17 protein-coding genes are annotated in these 18,502 nt (G+C 51.7%); 1 reads left to right on the top strand and 16 read right to left on the bottom strand.

The features are described from left to right. Positions 1–63: 63 nt before the first annotated feature. The 5 genes from csrA to BZG23_RS03495 all read right to left on the bottom strand — a co-directional run bounded on the left by csrA (position 64) and on the right by BZG23_RS03495 (position 5,549). Positions 64–261, bottom strand: coding sequence for a carbon storage regulator CsrA (gene csrA, locus BZG23_RS03515; RefSeq protein WP_046074107.1), 198 nt, complete (start codon positions 259–261; stop codon positions 64–66). Between the two features lie 442 nt (positions 262–703). After that, positions 704–3,286, bottom strand: a complete 2,583-nt coding sequence (gene alaS, locus BZG23_RS03510; protein WP_077606148.1) for an alanine--tRNA ligase — start codon at positions 3,284–3,286, stop codon at positions 704–706. A gap of 128 nt (positions 3,287–3,414) precedes the next feature. Further along, positions 3,415–3,882, bottom strand: coding sequence for a regulatory protein RecX (locus BZG23_RS03505; RefSeq protein ID WP_152794935.1), 468 nt, complete (start codon positions 3,880–3,882; stop codon positions 3,415–3,417). Further along, a complete protein-coding gene (recA, locus tag BZG23_RS03500; RefSeq protein WP_046074105.1) occupies positions 3,882–4,931 on the bottom strand; it encodes a recombinase RecA in 1,050 nt (349 codons plus the stop codon). Before recA ends, BZG23_RS03505 begins: the two co-directional genes overlap by 1 nt. A gap of 132 nt (positions 4,932–5,063) precedes the next feature. Further along, entirely contained in the window at positions 5,064–5,549 is a 486-nt protein-coding gene (locus BZG23_RS03495; RefSeq protein ID WP_077578961.1) for a CinA family protein, read from the bottom strand. An 87-nt stretch (positions 5,550–5,636) separates the two neighbouring features. Between BZG23_RS03495 and mutS the strand changes: the two genes are divergently transcribed. Beyond that, positions 5,637–8,240 (top strand): DNA mismatch repair protein MutS, encoded by a 2,604-nt coding sequence (mutS, locus tag BZG23_RS03490; protein ID WP_443216271.1) that lies wholly within the window; start codon positions 5,637–5,639, stop codon positions 8,238–8,240. Between the two features lie 126 nt (positions 8,241–8,366). Here the strand turns inward: mutS and rpoS are convergent, their stop codons facing one another. The 11 genes from rpoS to mazG all read right to left on the bottom strand — a co-directional run bounded on the left by rpoS (position 8,367) and on the right by mazG (position 18,471). Continuing rightward, positions 8,367–9,341, bottom strand: a complete 975-nt coding sequence (rpoS, locus tag BZG23_RS03485) for an RNA polymerase sigma factor RpoS (protein WP_046074104.1) — start codon at positions 9,339–9,341, stop codon at positions 8,367–8,369. 101 nt (positions 9,342–9,442) lie between these two features. After that, on the bottom strand, positions 9,443–10,345 hold the full coding sequence (locus tag BZG23_RS03480; RefSeq protein WP_046074103.1) for a peptidoglycan DD-metalloendopeptidase family protein: 903 nt from the start codon (positions 10,343–10,345) through the stop codon (positions 9,443–9,445). A gap of 34 nt (positions 10,346–10,379) precedes the next feature. Further along, positions 10,380–11,000 (bottom strand): protein-L-isoaspartate(D-aspartate) O-methyltransferase, encoded by a 621-nt coding sequence (locus tag BZG23_RS03475; protein WP_046074102.1) that lies wholly within the window; start codon positions 10,998–11,000, stop codon positions 10,380–10,382. Positions 11,001–11,085: 85 nt separating this feature from the next. Continuing rightward, positions 11,086–11,823, bottom strand: coding sequence for a 5'/3'-nucleotidase SurE (surE, locus tag BZG23_RS03470; RefSeq protein WP_046074101.1), 738 nt, complete (start codon positions 11,821–11,823; stop codon positions 11,086–11,088). Then, the gene (truD, locus tag BZG23_RS03465; RefSeq protein ID WP_046074100.1) at positions 11,807–12,841 is read right to left on the bottom strand and encodes a tRNA pseudouridine(13) synthase TruD; all 1,035 of its coding nucleotides are present in this window, start codon (positions 12,839–12,841) and stop codon (positions 11,807–11,809) included. Before truD ends, surE begins: the two co-directional genes overlap by 17 nt. Next, positions 12,838–13,320 (bottom strand): 2-C-methyl-D-erythritol 2,4-cyclodiphosphate synthase, encoded by a 483-nt coding sequence (ispF, locus tag BZG23_RS03460; protein WP_077578935.1) that lies wholly within the window; start codon positions 13,318–13,320, stop codon positions 12,838–12,840. The genes truD and ispF overlap by 4 nt, the downstream gene beginning before the upstream one ends. Continuing rightward, a complete protein-coding gene (ispD, locus tag BZG23_RS03455) occupies positions 13,317–14,033 on the bottom strand; it encodes a 2-C-methyl-D-erythritol 4-phosphate cytidylyltransferase (protein WP_046074098.1) in 717 nt (238 codons plus the stop codon). Before ispD ends, ispF begins: the two co-directional genes overlap by 4 nt. A gap of 42 nt (positions 14,034–14,075) precedes the next feature. After that, positions 14,076–14,354 carry a cell division protein FtsB gene (gene ftsB / locus BZG23_RS03450; RefSeq protein WP_046074097.1) on the bottom strand — a complete coding sequence of 93 codons (279 nt, stop codon included), beginning with the start codon at positions 14,352–14,354 and terminating at the stop codon, positions 14,076–14,078. A 158-nt stretch (positions 14,355–14,512) separates the two neighbouring features. Further along, on the bottom strand, positions 14,513–15,811 hold the full coding sequence (gene eno, locus BZG23_RS03445) for a phosphopyruvate hydratase (RefSeq protein WP_077606147.1): 1,299 nt from the start codon (positions 15,809–15,811) through the stop codon (positions 14,513–14,515). Between the two features lie 76 nt (positions 15,812–15,887). Next, entirely contained in the window at positions 15,888–17,522 is a 1,635-nt protein-coding gene (locus tag BZG23_RS03440) for a CTP synthase (RefSeq protein ID WP_077606146.1), read from the bottom strand. Positions 17,523–17,673: 151 nt separating this feature from the next. Continuing rightward, the gene (mazG, locus tag BZG23_RS03435) at positions 17,674–18,471 is read right to left on the bottom strand and encodes a nucleoside triphosphate pyrophosphohydrolase (RefSeq protein WP_077606145.1); all 798 of its coding nucleotides are present in this window, start codon (positions 18,469–18,471) and stop codon (positions 17,674–17,676) included. Positions 18,472–18,502 lie beyond the last annotated feature (31 nt).

The following is an 18,502-nucleotide window of genomic DNA, read 5'->3' as shown; positions in this document are numbered from 1 at the left end:
CTGATTTTATGGGAAAAGCGGCGATAAAAAAGGCCGACCTGTGGTCGACCTCTTCTTGCCTTGTTAGTAGTCGCTCTGACCACCTGAAGGCGCGCCTTTTTCGGCCTGAATACGCATGTAGATCTCTTCACGATGAACCGAAACATCTTTCGGTGCATTCACACCAATACGGACTTGGTTACCTTTTACACCCAATACAGTGACAGTGACTTCATCACCAATCATCAAGGTTTCGCCCACACGGCGAGTTAAAATCAGCATGCTTCTACTCCTTGAGTATCAATCTTTTACTTATTCAATTAGTGTCTGAGCCAGATAACCCGCCAGCGTATCGGCCCGTTACCTGTGATCGTTGGATTCTTTCCCTGCTCATGATGCCAATACGGGCGCTTACTCGCGTCCGTATTCCACACTATGGCCGAATTATCACACCATATCCAGAAAAGGGCAGAGAAATTTACTGTTTTATCATCATGCCGTTAGCCGTGGAGGCGATTGACCTGAGATAACAGTGTAAGAGAAATCTGTACTGCATTGGCCAGCGTGGCGACAAAATCTAACCAATATCACGTCTTACCGCTGACACAGCGCTTAAGGCGTTGCACTATACAGAATCAGAAAAAAAGTGCAATTATTAATCTAGATCACAAAAAAGGGTCGCAATACGCGACCCTCTTGACTTTTCAATAAAAACAAAAGTGTATTACAACTGCTCAGTGAGCCATGTCTCTGCTGAGGCTAGCGCGCTAGGCAGTGCACTCACATCACTGCCCCCCGCTTGCGCCATATCAGGACGACCACCGCCTTTGCCACCCACTTGTTGCGCGACAAGGTTGACCAGTTCACCCGCTTTTACCGTGCCGGTCAAATCCTTGGTGACACCCGCAATCAGGCCGACTTTGTCATTGGCCACATTGCCGAGCAGCACGATACCGCTACCCATTTGGTTTTTCAGATCATCAACCATACTACGTAGCGCTTTGTTATCCGCGCCATCAAGTTGGCTAATCAACACTTTTACCCCGTTTAGCTCACGGACTTGATTGATCAGCCCAGCACTTTCTTGTGCGGCCAATTTCTGCTTAAGCTGCTGAATTTGTTTTTCTAACGCTTTCGCTTTGCTCTGGGCATCGTCAAGCTTGGCTTCATAGTCCGCCTGTTGCTGATAAACGCTATCAATGGCCGCTTGCCCGGTAATGGCTTCAATACGACGCACACCAGCCGCGATACCCGCTTCCGAGACGATTTTAAACATCCCAATGTCACCTGTACGCGTCGCGTGTGTCCCGCCACACAGCTCGATAGAGAAGTCGCCCATGCTCAGTACGCGCACTTGGTCATCGTACTTCTCACCAAACAGTGCCATCGCCCCTTTTTGCTTGGCAGCTTCGATATCCATCACCTCAGTCTGCACGGGGCTATTTTCACGGATTTGCTGATTCACGATCCGCTCAACCGCTTTGAGTTCATCAGCGGTGACAGGTTCAAGGTGTGAGAAGTCAAAACGCAACCCATCAGGCCGGACGAGCGAGCCTTTCTGCGCAATGTGCTCCCCCAGTACCTCACGCAGCGCGGCGTGCAGTAAGTGGGTGGCGGAGTGATTCATCGCTACCGCGTGACGACGCTCTGCATCGACGCGAGCGGTTGCTTGTGTCCCGACACTCAGTTGCCCTTCCGACAAGCTACCGTAATGCGCAATGGCTTGCCCCGCTTTTTGGGTATCCGTCACGATAAATTGCCCTTGGTCTGTTTCTATCACCCCTGTATCACCACACTGGCCACCAGCCTCGGCGTAGAAAGGGGTGTGGTCAAGGATCACGACCGCTTTATCGCCTGATACCAGGCTATCAACGGTGTCTCCATCGACAAAAATCTCAGTGATCTGGCCGGTGCCTTCTGTCCCTGTGTAACCACAAAAATCCGAGCCATGCTCCACTTTTATCGCTTGGTTGTAGTCGGTGCCAAACTGCCCGGCTTCCCGCGCGCGCTGACGCTGCGCTGCCATCGCCGCTTCAAAGCCAGCTTCATCAATACGATAACCGCGCTCACGCGCAACATCGTTAGTTAAGTCTGCTGGGAAGCCGTATGTGTCATAGAGTTTGAAGACAGTTTCGCCATCCAACTCGTCACCCTTAACCTTGTCCAAAGCCTCTTCCAACATCAACATGCCACGCTCAAGCGTGCGGCCAAAGTTATCCTCTTCAATCTTAAGGACTTTTTCCACCATGGTTTGCTGCGCACGCAAGTCTTCACCTGCCGTCCCCATGATGGTGGCGAGAGGACCAACCAACTTGTAGAAAAACGCGTCTTTGCTGCCGAGCTTGTTACCATGACGAACCGCGCGGCGAATAATACGGCGCAACACATAGCCCCGCCCTTCGTTCGATGGCATCACGCCATCAACAATCAAATACGCACAAGAGCGGATATGGTCTGCCACCACGCGCAAAGACTGGTTAGTCAGATCTTCAACCCCGATGATCTCCGCGACTTGCTTAATTAATTGCTGGAAAACATCAATTTCATAGTTGGAATGGACGCCCTGCTTGATGGCCGCAATCCGCTCAATCCCCATGCCGGTATCCACTGACGGCTTAGGTAGGTTCTCCATCGTACCGTCAGCTTGACGATTGAATTGCATAAAGACGATATTCCAGATCTCAATGAAGCGATCTCCGTCTTCTTCTGGCGTCCCTGGAGGACCGCCCCAGATATGCTCACCGTGATCATAAAAGATCTCACTGCATGGTCCGCATGGCCCAGTATCGCCCATTTGCCAAAAGTTGTCTGACTCGTAAGGCTTACCGCCTTCCTTATCACCAATACGCACAATGCGATCCGCAGGCACGCCAATTTGCTGGTGCCAAATATCGAACGCTTCGTCATCGGTTTTGTAAACAGTCACCAGTAGCTTTTCTTTTGGCAAGCCAATCGTTTCAGTCAAAAACGTCCACGCGTACTGAATCGCATCTTGCTTGAAGTAATCACCGAAGCTGAAATTGCCGAGCATTTCAAAGAAGGTATGGTGGCGCGCGGTAAAACCGACGTTTTCAAGGTCGTTGTGTTTGCCGCCCGCCCGCACACAACGCTGTGCTGACGTTGCACGCGTGTAGTCACGCTTTTCAACCCCTAAAAAGGTGTCTTTAAACTGGTTCATTCCTGCGTTGGTAAACAAAAGCGTTGGGTCATCGGCAGGCACGAGCGACGAGCTAGGCACAATCTGGTGCCCTTTGCTTTCAAAGAACTTGAGAAACGCTGTACGGATCTCATCAGTGCTCATATACATTGGCTAATCCTGATAATCGAATATTGCGTTAGCAACCAGATATGGTCGTGACGCGATGGAAGCATGGTTTTATTTACGCCATTGTAAACAACCGATCGCGTGCGGAAAAGAGACAGAGTGGGATTGGTTTAGAAATGCGTGTCCGGATCGTCGTGACTGAGTGCGTATTGGATTTGATCAAAGTTAAAGCCACGTGACTGTAAAAAGCGCATGCGTTTGGCTTTTTCCTTTTGCTCGGCAGGCGGAAGGCGACCATCGAGATCGGCATATTTACGCTCTGCGGTCTCTCTGGCTAGCGCATACCAGTCAACCTCCTGCTCCTGTTCGGCGCGTGATAATAACTCAGTGTCGATACCTTTTCGCTTGGCGTCTTGGCAAATACGTAACCAGCCATGGTGTTTACTTACACCTTGGCGCAACAAGCTGGCCGCAAAGCGGGCATCATCCAACCACCCACGCGCCAGACACTGCTCCAGTGTGATGTCGATGGTGTCTTGGTCAAAGCCGCGTTGCGACAGTTTTTGCTGCAGTTCGTGAACAGAGTGGTCACGGCGGGCCAATAAACCCACCGCGACCTCTTGGCACGACGCGGCCATTACAGTTGGTCGTCCTCGGTTTCTGCTTCTGCGTTCGCGTCGACCGCTTCGTTATTTAGCGCGGTTTGCAGTAGCATCTCACGCAAGGTGGTGTCGATTTCTTCAGCGACGTGCGGGTTTTCTTTTAGGTATTTGCATGCGTTTGCTTTGCCCTGGCCAATTTTATCGCCTTTGTAGCTATACCAAGCACCGGCTTTTTCTACCAGCTTGTGTTTTACGCCCAAGTCCACTAATTCACCTTGCAAGTTAATGCCTTGGCCGTAAAGGATTTGGAACTCAGCTTGTTTGAAGGGTGCAGCGACTTTGTTTTTTACTACTTTGACGCGGGTTTCGTTCCCCACCACTTCGTCACCTTCTTTAATCGCACCAATGCGGCGAATATCCAGGCGAACCGAGGCGTAGAATTTTAACGCGTTACCCCCAGTCGTGGTTTCTGGGTTACCAAACATCACACCAATTTTCATGCGAATTTGGTTGATGAATACCATCATGGTATTGCTGTTTTTGATGTTGGCTGTGAGCTTACGCATCGCTTGTGACAACATACGCGCTTGCAGACCCATGTGTGAGTCGCCCATCTCGCCTTCAATCTCAGCTTTAGGTGTCAATGCCGCTACCGAGTCAATGACGATCATATCGACAGCGCCCGAGCGTGTCAGTGCATCAGCGATTTCCAACGCTTGCTCACCGGTATCTGGCTGAGAGACCAAAAGGTTATCGATATCCACACCCAGCTTGCGCGCATAAATAGGGTCAAGGGCATGCTCAGCGTCGATAAAGGCACAGGTCTTACCCATTTTTTGTGCTTCGGCAATCGCTTCTAGCGTCAGCGTCGTTTTACCTGATGACTCTGGGCCATAGATTTCGATAATACGACCAAAAGGCAGGCCACCTGCACCTAGGGCGATATCGAGAGACAAAGAGCCGGTCGATACGGTTTCGATGTCCATAGTGCGGTCATCACCCAGACGCATGATTGAGCCTTTGCCAAATTGCTTTTCGATTTGTCCGAGTGCGGCTGCGAGCGCCTTTTCTTTGTTATCGTCCATTTCAGTCTCCAGGAAATAAAACGCTATCGCTATGCGATGAAAGCTATCAGTAATTGGGGCTAAGTATACTGTCCATTTATACAGTGTCTAGCCCTGTATAGAAAAAATCTTTGTGATGCGACACGCCTCCAGTTACGGAGACAAGCGCGTGAGAGCATGTGACAACGCGTGCACGACTGTTTGTTCACGGACCGCGCGCCTATCACCCTCAAAATGACACACTTCAGTGTCGGTTTCGCCGCCATGCCAAGCCCATGCGAACCACACGGTGCCAACAGGTTTATCCGCACTGCCTCCACTAGGACCAGCGACACCGCTAACGGCAATCGCCAAGTCAGCGGCAGCCTCATTAAGTGCGCCCTCTGCCATGGCCGTTACCACAGGCTCACTGACCGCGCCGTATTGGGTCAATAAATCGTCTGGCACATGCACCTGTTGATGCTTAGCCTGGTTGCTATAGGTGACCCAAGCTTGCTGAAACCACTGCGAGCTACCCGGCACGTCCGTCAAGCAGTAAGCAATACCGCCACCGGTGCAAGACTCTGCGGTGGTCACCGTTAAGCCCGCATCCAATAAGGCGTCACCGAGTTGCTTTGCTAGCGAGAATAACTGTTCCACCATTCACTCCTTTTGTTTAGGGTGAAGAAACCGGTACCGCAACTTTACCCTTTGCCGTACGATCACGTATTCTACCTACCCTTTTCAATGTTCCATTTTGCAGGTCTAGTCGTGACAGTACAAGCGCTCGAAAAGCACACCCCTATGATGCAACAGTACCTCAAACTCAAGGCGCAGCACCCTGAAGAACTGCTGTTCTATCGCATGGGGGATTTTTACGAACTCTTTTACGACGATGCCAAACGTGCCTCTCAGCTTTTGGATATCTCGCTGACTAAGCGCGGCAGCTCAGGCGGTGAACCGATCCCCATGGCGGGTGTGCCCTTTCATGCCGTAGAGGGATATTTAGCCAAGCTGGTGCAGCTAGGAGAGCCGGTGGCGATTTGTGAACAGATCGGCGATCCCGCCACGAGTAAAGGCCCGGTTGAGCGCCAGGTGGTGCGAATCGTCACCCCCGGTACGGTATCGGATGAAGCGCTGCTTAGCGAGCGGGTTGATAACTTGGTCGCCGCACTGACCTGTCATAACGACCAATTTGGTTTTGCCACCCTAGATATCACATCAGGGCGCTTCGTGCTGACTGAACCTGCCACCTACGAGCAAATGCAAGCGGAGCTGCAACGCACGCAACCGGCAGAGCTGCTTTACCCCGAAGACTTTCCCTACCCTGATTTACTTGCGGTGAGCCGCGGCGCAAGGCGTCGCCCCATTTGGGAGTTCGATCTCGACACTGCTCGCAGTCAACTGACCGGTCAATTTGGCACGCGCGATTTAGTCGGTTTTGGCGTGGAAGACTGTACGCTGGGGCTCTGTGCCGCTGGCTGTGTGTTGCAGTACGCCAAAGAAACCCAACGCACCGCGCTCCCCCATATTCGTGCCATCATCAAAGATCAGCAAGACACCGCTGTGGTGTTAGACGCTGCCACACGGCGCAATTTAGAGATCACCCAAAACCTCGCTGGCGGCACCGACAATACGCTGGCTGACGTTTTGGATCGGACGACGACGCCGATGGGCAGTCGCTTACTGAAGCGCTGGCTCCATCAACCTCTACGCGATAGCCATGTACTCAACCAACGTTTGGATGCAATCGGGACATTGCTTGATAGTGGCCTACACTCGGAATTAAGTGCAGCACTCAAACCGGTTGGCGACATTGAACGTGTACTGGCTCGCTTGGCAATGCGATCCGCCCGTCCGCGTGATATGGCAAGGCTGCGCACCGCATTAGCACAGCTGCCCGAGGTACAGACATTGCTTACCGAGCTGGATCACGGTGCGTTTTCCGATTACCTCACTGCCACCACACCGATGCCAGAGCTGCAAGATTTGCTCACCCGTGCAGTGGTCGAGACCCCGCCGGTGGTGATCCGTGATGGCGGTGTGATTGCGCCAGGTTACCACGCAGAACTGGATGAATGGCGCGACTTATCGGAAGGCGCATCACGCTACTTAGAAGAACTAGAAACCCGCGAGCGCGAGCAATATGGCATCGATACCCTGAAGGTGGGTTATAACCAAGTCCATGGTTTTTACATCCAAATCAGCCGCGCGCAAAGCGATCGGGTGCCGACACACTATGTCCGCCGGCAAACGCTTAAAAATGCAGAGCGTTACATTATCCCCGAATTAAAAGAGCACGAAGATAAAGTCTTAAGCTCTCGCTCTAATGCGTTAGCGTTAGAGAAGCGTTTGTGGGAAGAGTTGTTTGATTTGTTACTGCCACACTTGGCCCAGCTGCAACATGCCTCTGAAGCGCTCTCTGGGCTCGATGTACTATGTAATCTCGCCGAGCGAGCAGATACACTCAATTATCATCGCCCCACCCTTAGCGACAAACCGGGGATCAATATTGAGGCCGGTCGCCATCCTGTGGTTGAACAAGTGATGACTGACCCTTTTATTCCCAACCCCATCGCCTTAAGTCCTGAGCGCCGAATGTTGATCATTACCGGTCCTAATATGGGAGGTAAATCCACTTATATGCGCCAAACCGCGTTGATCACCTTGCTGAGTCATATTGGTGCTTATGTGCCCGCCGATCGTGCAACCATTGGGCCCGTCGATCGCATTTTCACTCGTATTGGTGCCTCTGATGATCTCGCTTCCGGCCGCTCCACATTTATGGTGGAAATGACAGAAACCGCCAATATTCTCCACAATGCAACTGCTAACAGCTTGGTGTTGATGGACGAGATTGGCCGCGGTACCAGCACCTACGATGGCTTATCTTTGGCGTGGGCCAGCGCGGAATGGTTGGCAGAGAAAATCCAAGCAATGACCTTGTTTGCCACCCATTATTTCGAACTCACTGAACTGCCAGGGCAAATGGAAGGCTTGGTGAATGTGCACCTTGATGCCATGGAGCATGGCGATGACATTGCGTTTATGCACGCGGTTCAGGAAGGGGCAGCCAGTAAGTCTTATGGTCTGGCCGTGGCGAGCCTCGCTGGCGTTCCCAAGCCGGTGATTCGGCGCGCCAAGCATAAACTGGCACAACTAGAGCAAAGCGGCCAACATACCATTAATGCTGAACAAACGGTCGGTGATCCTGCCCCCGCTCAGCTCGCCTTACTGCCTGAACCCAGCGAGCTGGATAACGCAGTCGATGCGTTAAACCCTGATGAGATGACCCCGCGGCAAGCCTTAGACGCCCTCTATGCCCTCAAGGCGTTACAGCAATCTCGCTAATCGGCCGCGCCGTCATCTTGCGAACCGTCATGACCGCCAATAAAAAGGGACAGCCATCGCTGTCCCTTCATTTGCGTCTATGATTGTCAGTCTCGCGCTATGACTGATGCGAGATTGACAGCGCGTTTATTGCTCAACGTTAAAGAGCGATTCAATGCTCAGTCCTTGATGCGTCAGCATGTCGCGCAAGCGGCGTAGCCCTTCCACCTGGATTTGACGTACTCGCTCGCGAGTCAAACCAATCTCACGCCCCACATCTTCCAGCGTTGACGCTTCGTGACCCAAAAGCCCGAAACGACGTGATAACACTTCTCGCTGCTTAGGGTTAAGCTCTTGTAGCCACTGCACAATCGACTTTTTCATGTCATCGTCTTGTGTGGTGTACTCAGGGCCGTCTTGCTTCTCATCTGGAATGATGTCTAGCAAGGCTTTTTCTGAATCGCCGCCAATTGGGTTATCCACAGAGCCAATACGCTCGTTAAGACGAAGCATCCGGTTCACGTCTTCCACTGGCTTATCAAGCTGCGCCGCGATGTCTTCAGCGGTCGGTTCATGGTCAAGCTTTTGCGCCAGCTCGCGCGCCGTGCGCAGATACACATTCAGCTCTTTCACCACGTGAATAGGCAGGCGAATGGTACGCGTTTGGTTCATGATGGCACGTTCAATGGTTTGACGAATCCACCAGGTTGCATAGGTTGAAAAGCGGAAGCCGCGTTCAGGGTCAAACTTCTCCACCGCACGGATCAGGCCGAGGTTTCCTTCTTCGACCAAATCGAGCAGCGCTAAACCACGGTTAGAATAGCGACGTGAGATTTTCACCACCAAGCGAAGATTACTCTCAATCATACGCTTGCGAGCAACCTCGTCACCGCGCAGCGCTCGACGTGCGTAGAGCACCTCTTCTTCAGCGGTAAGCAGCGGTGAAAAGCCAATTTCGCTGAGGTAGAGTTGGGTGGCATCAGAGGCCTTTGAAGTGGCCGCTTGTTGCTGTACTGCCTCTTCGACTTCTTCGAGCACCTCGTCAGCTTGAGCTTCCACGGTGTCGAATTCAACGTCTTGGTTCAAGCCGTCCAGTTTCTTTGCGGTATTTGTTTGGCTCATAGCGCCTCCCTTATGACGTAGCAGCTAAGCAGAACGCATTTCTGCTTATACCGGCCCCGTCACATTGGTGGCTGCGGCGATATCACCTTGGTTACCCTGTGCTACCGCTTTGGCAGATAATGTAACGGATTGACCGATTTTCCTTTGTAGCGAATTTCAAAATGCAACCGAACACTGTTTGCACCAGAACTGCCCATGGAAGCTATTTTCTGCCCCTTTTTGACAGCTTGGCCTTCTGAAACGTAAAAACTATCGTTATGCGCATAGGCGCTTAGATAATCATCATTGTGTTTCACTATTATTAATTTACCGTAACCCCGAAGCGCACTGCCGGCGTACACGACTTTTCCATCTGCCGCTGCCTGAATGCCCTGTCCTCGTTGTCCAGCAATATCTATGCCCTTATTGCCTCGCTCTGTGCTAGAAAATCGGGACACCATCCGGCCTCTGGTTGGCCATTGCCAGCTTATCTGTTGGTTAGATGGGCTGGCGGTCCGCTTGTTAACAGCTTGTTTACTTTTTTCTTTCGTTTGACTGTACCTCGACGATGACCCCGATTCAACGCCTTTTGTGCGTTTAGTCGCGGTTTTAGACTTCTTTTTTTCCTCGAATTTGCTAGGGTTGGCGCTTTTTCTAGAAGATGCTGCTGCCACGCTCGCGCTTGCAGCTGACGTTGTGGCAGAGGCCACATTTGTCGCGCCTGATGTGGATTGGGCCACGTCAGGGCGTTGGTAGGCGGGCTTCCACAAAGCCAGTGTCTGCCCGGGATAAATGGTATAGGGAGGCTGTAGATTGTTGTGTTCGATGATGTCGTCGATATCACGATCCGTGATATAAGCGATATAGTAGAGGGTATCGCCTTTCTTCACTTCGTAATAACTGCCGCGATAGCTGCCTCTATCAACGCTGGTATAGTCTGGTGTCACGCTGGATACCGGTGCCGGCCCTCGCCAGGAACAACCAGATATAACCACTAACAGTGACAGAAAAAGCGCGATTTTCATCTGTTTTTAAACACAGCTCCATCTCTGAGACAGTTTATGCCAGCTCACCTGCCACCAGGGGAACAAATTTAACCGATTCAACCGTCTCGGTGTGAAAAGTGGTGCCTTGGCGAGTGACGCGCATCAATATTTGCTCATCATCACCAATCGGAATAAGCATCACGCCGCCATCATTGAGCTGATCGCACAGTGCGTCGGGCACGTGGGCCGCGGCCGCTGTTACCATGATCGCATCATAAGGGCCCTTCGACGGCCACCCTTGCCAACCATCTCCATGTTTTGTCGACACATTATAAATATCTAGCTGCTTTAAGCGCCGTTTGGCCAGCATTTGTAATGGTTTGATCCGCTCGACAGAATAAACATGATCAACCAAGTTAGCGAGGACCGCTGTTTGATAACCCGATCCGGTGCCAATTTCCAAAATGCGACTATCGCGTCGCAAATTGAGCAATGATGTCATCTTAGCCACAATATAAGGTTGTGAAATAGTTTGTCCCCATCCAATAGGTAACGCATTGTTACCATAAGCTTGGTGGGTCATGGCTTCAGAGACAAATAAATGCCGAGGCACCGCCTGCATGGCGTTTAGCACATCGGTGTCAGTCACACCTTGTTGCTGCAAAAATTGAATAAGTGATTGCGCTTGACTCAACGTCTGCTTCCTTTATCACTGAGTATAAGTCTATTGAAACGGTTGCCGCCTCAATGCGGCTCACCAACGATGACGTACTTGCCGCCTACTCACTTAACCATTGTGAAAACACGCCTAGGGTATCATGGGCGGTTAAGTCTACCTGCAGTGGCGTAATAGAAACGTACTGCGCCGCAATGGCGTGAAAATCGGTTCCCGGCCCTGCATCTTGGGTTTGACCTGGCGCACCGACCCAGTATATCGGTTTGCCCCTCGGATCGCTTTGTTTTATCACGTCTTCGGCATGATGACGGGCGCCAAGACGTGTCACTTTCCACCCCTCTAGGCTATCGATTGGCACATCGGGCACATTAATATTAATGAGGCGGTGGCTGGGCGCGGCATGGCGCTGGTTCTTGGCTAAGAATTGTTTCACTACATGCGCAGCTGTCTCAAAGTGTTGGTGACCACATAGTGAGACTGCAATAGCTGGCGCGCCCAGGAAAAAGCCCTCTGTCGCCGCGGCCACTGTCCCCGAGTAAAGCACATCATCACCGAGGTTAGCACCATGGTTAATCCCAGTGATCACAAAATCAGGCTCCCAGGGTACCAATTGCCGTAGCGCCAAATGCACCGAGTCTGTGGGGGTCCCCTGAACCGCATAACGCTGAGGTCCAAGTTCGCGCACGCGTAAGGGGTTTTCCAATGTGAGTGAATTTGACGCGCCTGAACAATTACGATCCGGCGCGGCCACCACCACATCTGCGATGGTCGATAACGCTTCGGTCAAGGTTTGGATCCCTTGAGCATGGTAACCGTCGTCGTTACTAATCAATATTCGCATTGTGCTCTCCTTGTGGGCTCGCGACGACTAACTCTCGCATCACCGCGGTGGCAAATGCGCCCGCGGGTAAAAAGAAACTCACGGTTAAGGTGTCAGCATCGTGTGTCCAGGTCATCGCTTGCGGCAGTAAACACAACACACGACGGTCATGGCGCATGCGATTATCACGGATCACGGCTAATAGCTCAGGCTCTTTGTCGACCACCGCTTGCTCAAAGTGCTGTGCTTGCCCCTCAGTGGGCAACGCATTATCGCCGGTCAGAGGGCCGGTGATCGCAGAATGACACTGCCCTGCCTGCTCAACCAAGTACGTTTGCTGCTGCGCGTCGAGACACAGGTCACCCGCCAAGGTAGAGGTAAAGGCATCCGCCTCTATTCGTGCAGAGACGACTTGATTAAACAGCAGCGATCGGGCTGCTGAGAGATAAAAACTGCGTTTGCTTTTGTCACGGACTTTTTTCTCTCCACGTCCCCAAGCACGCGCCATCTCAACATTATTGCCATCACGGCCAAAGCGCTGTGTACCAAAGTAATTGGGCACGCCCTGCTCGGCTATCGCGGCTAAGCGCGGCACTAAAGCCTGTGGCGACGCCAGGTCACGAATGCAGAGCGTGAACTGATTGCCGGTCAGATCGCCAGGGCGCAATTTATGCTGATGCCGGGCTGTCCCTTCAATGCTCACAACGCCTGGATGATTTTGGACAAACGCTGCTAAATCCGGATCCGCTTTGCCTGGCAGATGAACACTGAACCATTGCTCTGTCACGGCGTGACGATCTTTAAGGCCCGCCCAGCTCACTTGCCGCGAGCTAACCCCACAGGCTTTTGCCAGCTCATTGGCGACGTATTTGGTATTTTCACCACGCTTTTTAATTCGCACTAAAAAGTGCTCACCTTGACCTGATGGGGTGAAACCCAGGGATTCTGAGACAATAAAATCGTCCGGTGACGCTTTTAACGTTCCTGACTGTGTCGGTTGGCCATGTAAGTAAGCCAAGGGCGCGAGTAAGTCTGTCATACGGCCTCTTTGTTTAATAGCACCACCGCCTCACAGGCAATGCCTTCTTTGCGTCCGGTAAACCCCAAACGCTCTGAGGTGGTGGCTTTGACGTTAACCGCATCCACCGTCACACACAAATCACTGGCGATGGTTTCACGCATTGCGTCGATATGTGGGCCCATTTTAGGCGCTTGCGCGATGATAGTGATATCTGCATTGCCCAAGCAATAGCCTTTGTCTTGTACTTTGCGGTAAACGTCGCGCAGCAGCATACGGCTGTCGGCGCCTTTCCACTCATCACTGGTGTCTGGGAAATGCTGGCCAATGTCACCGGCAGCAATCGCGCCCAACAGGGCATCACACAGTGCATGGAGTGCCACATCACCGTCCGAGTGCGCAAGCAACCCTTGTTCATAAGGCACAGCCACACCACCAATGATCACCGGGCCATCACCACCAAATTTGTGTACATCAAACCCATGTCCAATTCGAATCATGATTTGCCTTCTTGTTGTGAAAGGTAAAACTCGGCCAGCCACTTATCCTCAGGGTGGGTGACTTTTATGTTGCTGGCACTGGCAGGGACCAGCACAGGCTTCCCCCCAAGCGCTTCAACGGCAGACGCTTCGTCAGTCACCTGATCACCTGCCACATTAAGTGCCTGGATTAGCGTTTGGGTTAAAAACATTTGTGGGGTCAATGCATGCCAAAGCGCCTCACGCTCGACAGTGTGAGCCACCTGCCCTTGTGCGTCCGCACGCTTCATGGTGTCTCTAACCGGCGCCGCGAGTAAGGCGCCATCCGGGTGAGATTGCGCCTGTCTAATCAAGGCGTCGATATCGGCATGCGACACACAAGGGCGTGCGGCATCATGCACCATCACCCATTGCGTATTGACCACATCGAGTCCAGCTTGCACCGACGCGGCACGCGTCGCTCCACCCAAGACCACACGCACATTCGGACGCTCACTCAAGCGAGTGTGCGCAAAGTAGCTATCGTCAGCACCAATGGCGATGATCACGTCAGCGACGGCAGGGTGAGAGAGTAAACGCTCAACGGTATGCTCAATCAACATTTTGCCGGCTAGAGGGAGGTATTGTTTCGGGCAGCTAGCTTGCATCCTGCTGCCGACACCTGCGGCAGGTACCACGGCGCTTATTCCGGGCTGTAAAGCGGTGTTGTGCTGCAAAGGGGGTTGTTCGACCACAAGTTATCTTCTTTGGTTGTACCGCCAGTCAACGGCTGTCAGTTACTGGGATTTATCGACTAATCGGAAAAATGTCTCGTCCGGCTTTATCATGCCCAGCTCATTGCGTGCGCGCTCTTCAATCGCTTCTTGCCCACGCTTCAAATCCGCAATTTCTGCGTACATTTGCTGGTTACGCTTAACGAGTTTTTGGTTGGCTTGTTGCTGTACGGCGACATTGGCTTCAATTTGCCAATAGTCTGTCACGCCATTTTTACCCAGCCACAGTTCGTACTGCAGCCACACGAGCGTGAGAAACAGTGCAACCGATAGCAGCCTCATACCTGTACTCCTTCCAATATCGGCTCAGGGTATTCACACCCTGATTGACTAACCGCATAGGCTAGCGGATCCGCTGGCTGGTGTCATGGTTTTCCTAAATGAAAAAAGCCGCCCCGTTAAACGGGACGGCTTTTTGGCAAAAAGTGCTTAAGTGCCGATTATTGGCCTTTCACTTCTTTTAGACCATTAAATGGTGCTTTTTCACCCAGCGCGTCTTCAATACGGATTAGCTGGTTGTACTTAGCCACACGATCAGAACGGCTCATCGAACCGGTTTTGATTTGGCCTGCAGCCGTACCAACCGCCAAGTCAGCGATGGTGGCGTCTTCTGTTTCACCTGAACGGTGAGAGATCACGGCTGTGTAGCCTGAGTCTTTCGCCATCTTGATCGCCGCCAGCGTTTCGGTCAGAGAACCGATCTGGTTGAATTTGATCAGGATAGAGTTCGCCACACCTTTGTCGATACCTTCTTTGAGGATCTTGGTGTTGGTTACGAACAGGTCATCACCCACTAGCTGAAGTTTGTCACCCAGCAGTTCAGTTTGGTGCTTAAAGCCATCCCAATCTGACTCGTCTAGACCATCTTCGATAGACACGATTGGGTATTCTTCAGCCAGTTTTGCCAGGTAGTGGTTAAACTCTTCTGAAGAGAAGGTTTTACCTTCACCTTTCATGTTGTAGATGCCTTGCTCTTTGTCATAGAACTCAGACGCCGCACAGTCCATAGCAAGAGTGATGTCTTTACCCAGCTCGTAGCCCGCTTGCTCAACCGCTTCTTTAATCGCAGCCAGTGCAGCAGCGTTTGATTCTAGGTTCGGTGCAAAACCACCTTCGTCACCCACGGCAGTGCTTAGGCCTTTGGCTTTCAGTACTTTTGCGAGGTTGTGGAATACTTCCGCACCGATGCGCAGTGCTTCTTTCAGGGTTTTCGCGCCAACAGGCTGGATCATGAACTCTTGGATATCAACGTTGTTATCCGCGTGCTCACCACCGTTAAGGATGTTCATCATTGGCAGAGGCATTGAGAACTGACCAGCCGTGCCGTTTAGTTCAGCAATGTGCTCAAACAAAGGCATGCCTTTCGCAGCCGCGGCTGCTTTTGCGTTAGCAAGAGACACCGCCAGGATAGCATTCGCACCAAATTTAGATTTGTTGTCAGTGCCGTCGAGATCGATCATCACTTGGTCGATATCGGCTTGGGCTTTCGCGTCTTTACCTTGTAGGGCTTCGGCGATTGGGCCGTTAACCGCTTCAATCGCTTTTAGAACGCCTTTACCCATGAAACGTGACTTGTCACCATCACGCAGTTCTAGCGCTTCGCGAGAACCCGTTGATGCACCTGAAGGTGCTGCCGCCATACCAACGAAGCCACCTTCTAGGTGTACTTCAGCTTCAACGGTTGGGTTACCGCGTGAATCGATGATTTCACGGCCTAGAACTTTAACGATCTTAGACATTGTGATTCCTCTCGTCTGTCATTGTTTTTAAAAATAAAAGCGGCTGCCTACGTTCAGGCGACCGCTCGAATCTCGTTTATAGCTCACCGCGCTGTTTTTTGCCTGCCGCCGCAACAAACCCGGCAAACAGTGGGTGGCCATCACGTGGTGTCGACGTGAATTCTGGGTGGAACTGGCACGCAACAAACCATGGGTGCTCAGGGTTCTCGATGATCTCCACCAGCTTTTTATCTGCAGACAAGCCTGAGATTGAAAGCCCCGCTTTTTCTAGCTGCGGACGCAATAAGTTGTTCACTTCATAACGGTGGCGATGGCGCTCGTGGATCTGCGTGTTGCCATAAAGCTGGTGTGCTTTAGAACCTTCGGCAAGGTGGCAAAGCTGTGCGCCAAGACGCATGGTACCGCCCAGATCAGAGGTTTCACTGCGCTCTTCCACTTTGCCTTCTTCATCCACCCACTCGGTGATCAGACCCACCACTGGGTATTTACTCTCTTTGTTAAACTCGGTCGAGTTTGCGCCTTCCATACCCGCGACGTTACGCGCGTATTCAATCAGGGCAACCTGCATTCCTAGGCAAATGCCGAGATAGGGCAGTTTGTTTTCACGCGCATATTGTGCCGCTAGGATCTTGCCCTCTACACCTCGGTCACCAAATCCACCTGGTACCAAGATAGCATCCAAGTCTTGCAGCATTTCCGTGCCACGTGTTTCAAGATCTTGCGAGTCTACATACTTGATGTTGACGGTGAGACGGTTTTTCAACCCACCGTGCTTCAACGCTTCGTTGACAGATTTATACGCATCCGGCAACTCGATATATTTACCCACCATACCAATGGTCACTTCGCCCATTGGGTTGGCTTCTTCGTAGCTGACCTGTTCCCACTCTGACAGGTCAGCTTCCGCCGCTTCAATGCCAAAGCGGCTGCAAACCAGATCATCCAAGCCTTGAGAGCGGATGAGTGATGGGATTTTGTAGATAGAGTCTACGTCTTTCATGGTGATCACGGCTTTTTCTGCCACATTACAGAACAGCGCAATTTTCGCGCGCTCATTGGCCGGGATCGGGCGCTCACTACGACACACCAGTACATCAGGCTGGATACCAATCGATAGCAGCTCTTTCACCGAATGTTGCGTTGGCTTGGTTTTCACTTCACCCGCGGCCGCCAAATAAGGGACCAGAGTCAAGTGCATAAACATGGCATGTTCGCGGCCGACTTCAACGGTCAGCTGACGAATCGCTTCTAAAAACGGCAGCGACTCAATGTCGCCCACTGTCCCGCCGATTTCGACAATGGCAATATCGTGACCTTCACCACCGGCGATGATGCGGTCTTTGATCGAATTGGTGATGTGTGGAATCACCTGAATGGTGGCTCCCAGGTAATCTCCACGGCGCTCTTTGCGCAGTACATCCGCATACACACGACCAGAGGTAAAGTTATTACGCTTGGTCATTTTGGTGCGGATAAAGCGCTCGTAGTGGCCGAGATCAAGGTCGGTCTCTGCGCCGTCTTCCGTGACGAATACTTCCCCGTGCTGGGTAGGGCTCATTGTCCCTGGATCCACGTTGATATAAGGGTCGAGTTTCATGATGGTGACGTTAAGGCCACGCGCTTCAAGAATGGCTGCCAATGAGGCTGCAGCAATACCCTTACCGAGGGAGGATACAACACCGCCCGTAACAAAAATGTAGTTCGTCGTCATGCTAAACCTGAGAGTTGGATTTAGAGGAAATTAATGAAGTTCTGGACGGGACATTATGATACCAGACCCCATTGACTCCCACAATGTGAAAGCTACCACACACCCTGGTGTTTTTAATTGTCACAAATCAATTATGCCAATTACAGGATATTTACTTATTCGCCTTTTTGACGGCCTGCCATGCCGATTCTAGTTCATCTAGCTGACATTGTTGAATGTTTTTTTCATTATCACGTAAGTGGTTTTCAACCTTACGAAAGCGAGATTCAAATTTTTGGTTAGCACGGCGTAGGGCTTGCTCGGCATCTGTCCCTAGGTGGCGAGCCAAATTTACCACCGCGAATAACAAGTCCCCGACTTCTTCCTCCACACGTGCCTGGTTGACAGAAGTTTGCGCCAGCTCTTGCTCGACTTCTTCAATCTCTTCCCGCACTTTATCTATCACAGGGGCGACAGTCGGCCAATCAAAGCCCACACGTGCACAACGCTTTTGCAATTTATACGCTCGTATTAAGGCGGGTAAGCCTTGTGTCACCCCATCGAGCACACTTTCCGGTTGCACAGAGGCCGATTTCTCGGCGCGCTCTTTCGCTTTGATACCTTCCCAATCTGGTGCCATTAAAGGCTTTCCCTGCGCATCTTTGGGACCAAAAACATGAGGATGACGACGGATGAGTTTGTCGCAAATGCCGCGCACCACATCCTCAAAATCAAAATGGTTTTCTTCCCGCCCCAATTGACTGTAGAACACAATTTGAAAAAGTAGGTCACCGAGCTCATCTTTTAGGTCTGACCAGTTTTCACGTTCAATGGCATCCGCCACTTCATAGGCTTCTTCTAGCGTATGAGGCACGATGGAGGCGAAGTGTTGCGCGTTGTCCCAATCACAACCTTTGTCGGGATCACGTAAGGTCGCCATAATGGTCAGTAATTGCTCGATAGGAGCCATAAAAGCATTCCTTCTAAAAAAACGCCCTGTC

This window comes from Salinivibrio sp. ML290, from assembly GCF_001995695.1.
Taxonomy (GTDB): Bacteria; Pseudomonadota; Gammaproteobacteria; order Enterobacterales; family Vibrionaceae; genus Salinivibrio; species Salinivibrio siamensis.
Note: the sequence above shows the minus strand (reverse complement) of the source record. Positions and strands in the feature narration are given on the sequence as shown.

Excerpts from the sequence above, each read along its gene's own strand:
- csrA (WP_046074107.1), bottom strand. The coding sequence starts at position 261 with ATGCTGATTTTAACTCGCCGTGTGGGCGAAACCTTGATGATTGGTGAT.
- alaS (WP_077606148.1), bottom strand. The coding sequence starts at position 3,286 with ATGTATATGAGCACTGATGAGATCCGTACAGCGTTTCTCAAGTTCTTT.
- BZG23_RS03505 (WP_152794935.1), bottom strand. The coding sequence starts at position 3,882 with ATGGCCGCGTCGTGCCAAGAGGTCGCGGTGGGTTTATTGGCCCGCCGT.
- recA (WP_046074105.1), bottom strand. The coding sequence starts at position 4,931 with ATGGACGATAACAAAGAAAAGGCGCTCGCAGCCGCACTCGGACAAATC.
- mutS (WP_443216271.1), top strand. The coding sequence starts at position 5,637 with ATGTTCCATTTTGCAGGTCTAGTCGTGACAGTACAAGCGCTCGAAAAG.
- rpoS (WP_046074104.1), bottom strand. The coding sequence starts at position 9,341 with ATGAGCCAAACAAATACCGCAAAGAAACTGGACGGCTTGAACCAAGAC.
- BZG23_RS03480 (WP_046074103.1), bottom strand. The coding sequence starts at position 10,345 with ATGAAAATCGCGCTTTTTCTGTCACTGTTAGTGGTTATATCTGGTTGT.
- surE (WP_046074101.1), bottom strand. The coding sequence starts at position 11,823 with ATGCGAATATTGATTAGTAACGACGACGGTTACCATGCTCAAGGGATC.
- truD (WP_046074100.1), bottom strand. The coding sequence starts at position 12,841 with ATGACAGACTTACTCGCGCCCTTGGCTTACTTACATGGCCAACCGACA.
- ispF (WP_077578935.1), bottom strand. The coding sequence starts at position 13,320 with ATGATTCGAATTGGACATGGGTTTGATGTACACAAATTTGGTGGTGAT.
- ftsB (WP_046074097.1), bottom strand. The coding sequence starts at position 14,354 with ATGAGGCTGCTATCGGTTGCACTGTTTCTCACGCTCGTGTGGCTGCAG.
- eno (WP_077606147.1), bottom strand. The coding sequence starts at position 15,811 with ATGTCTAAGATCGTTAAAGTTCTAGGCCGTGAAATCATCGATTCACGC.
- BZG23_RS03440 (WP_077606146.1), bottom strand. The coding sequence starts at position 17,522 with ATGACGACGAACTACATTTTTGTTACGGGCGGTGTTGTATCCTCCCTC.
- mazG (WP_077606145.1), bottom strand. The coding sequence starts at position 18,471 with ATGGCTCCTATCGAGCAATTACTGACCATTATGGCGACCTTACGTGAT.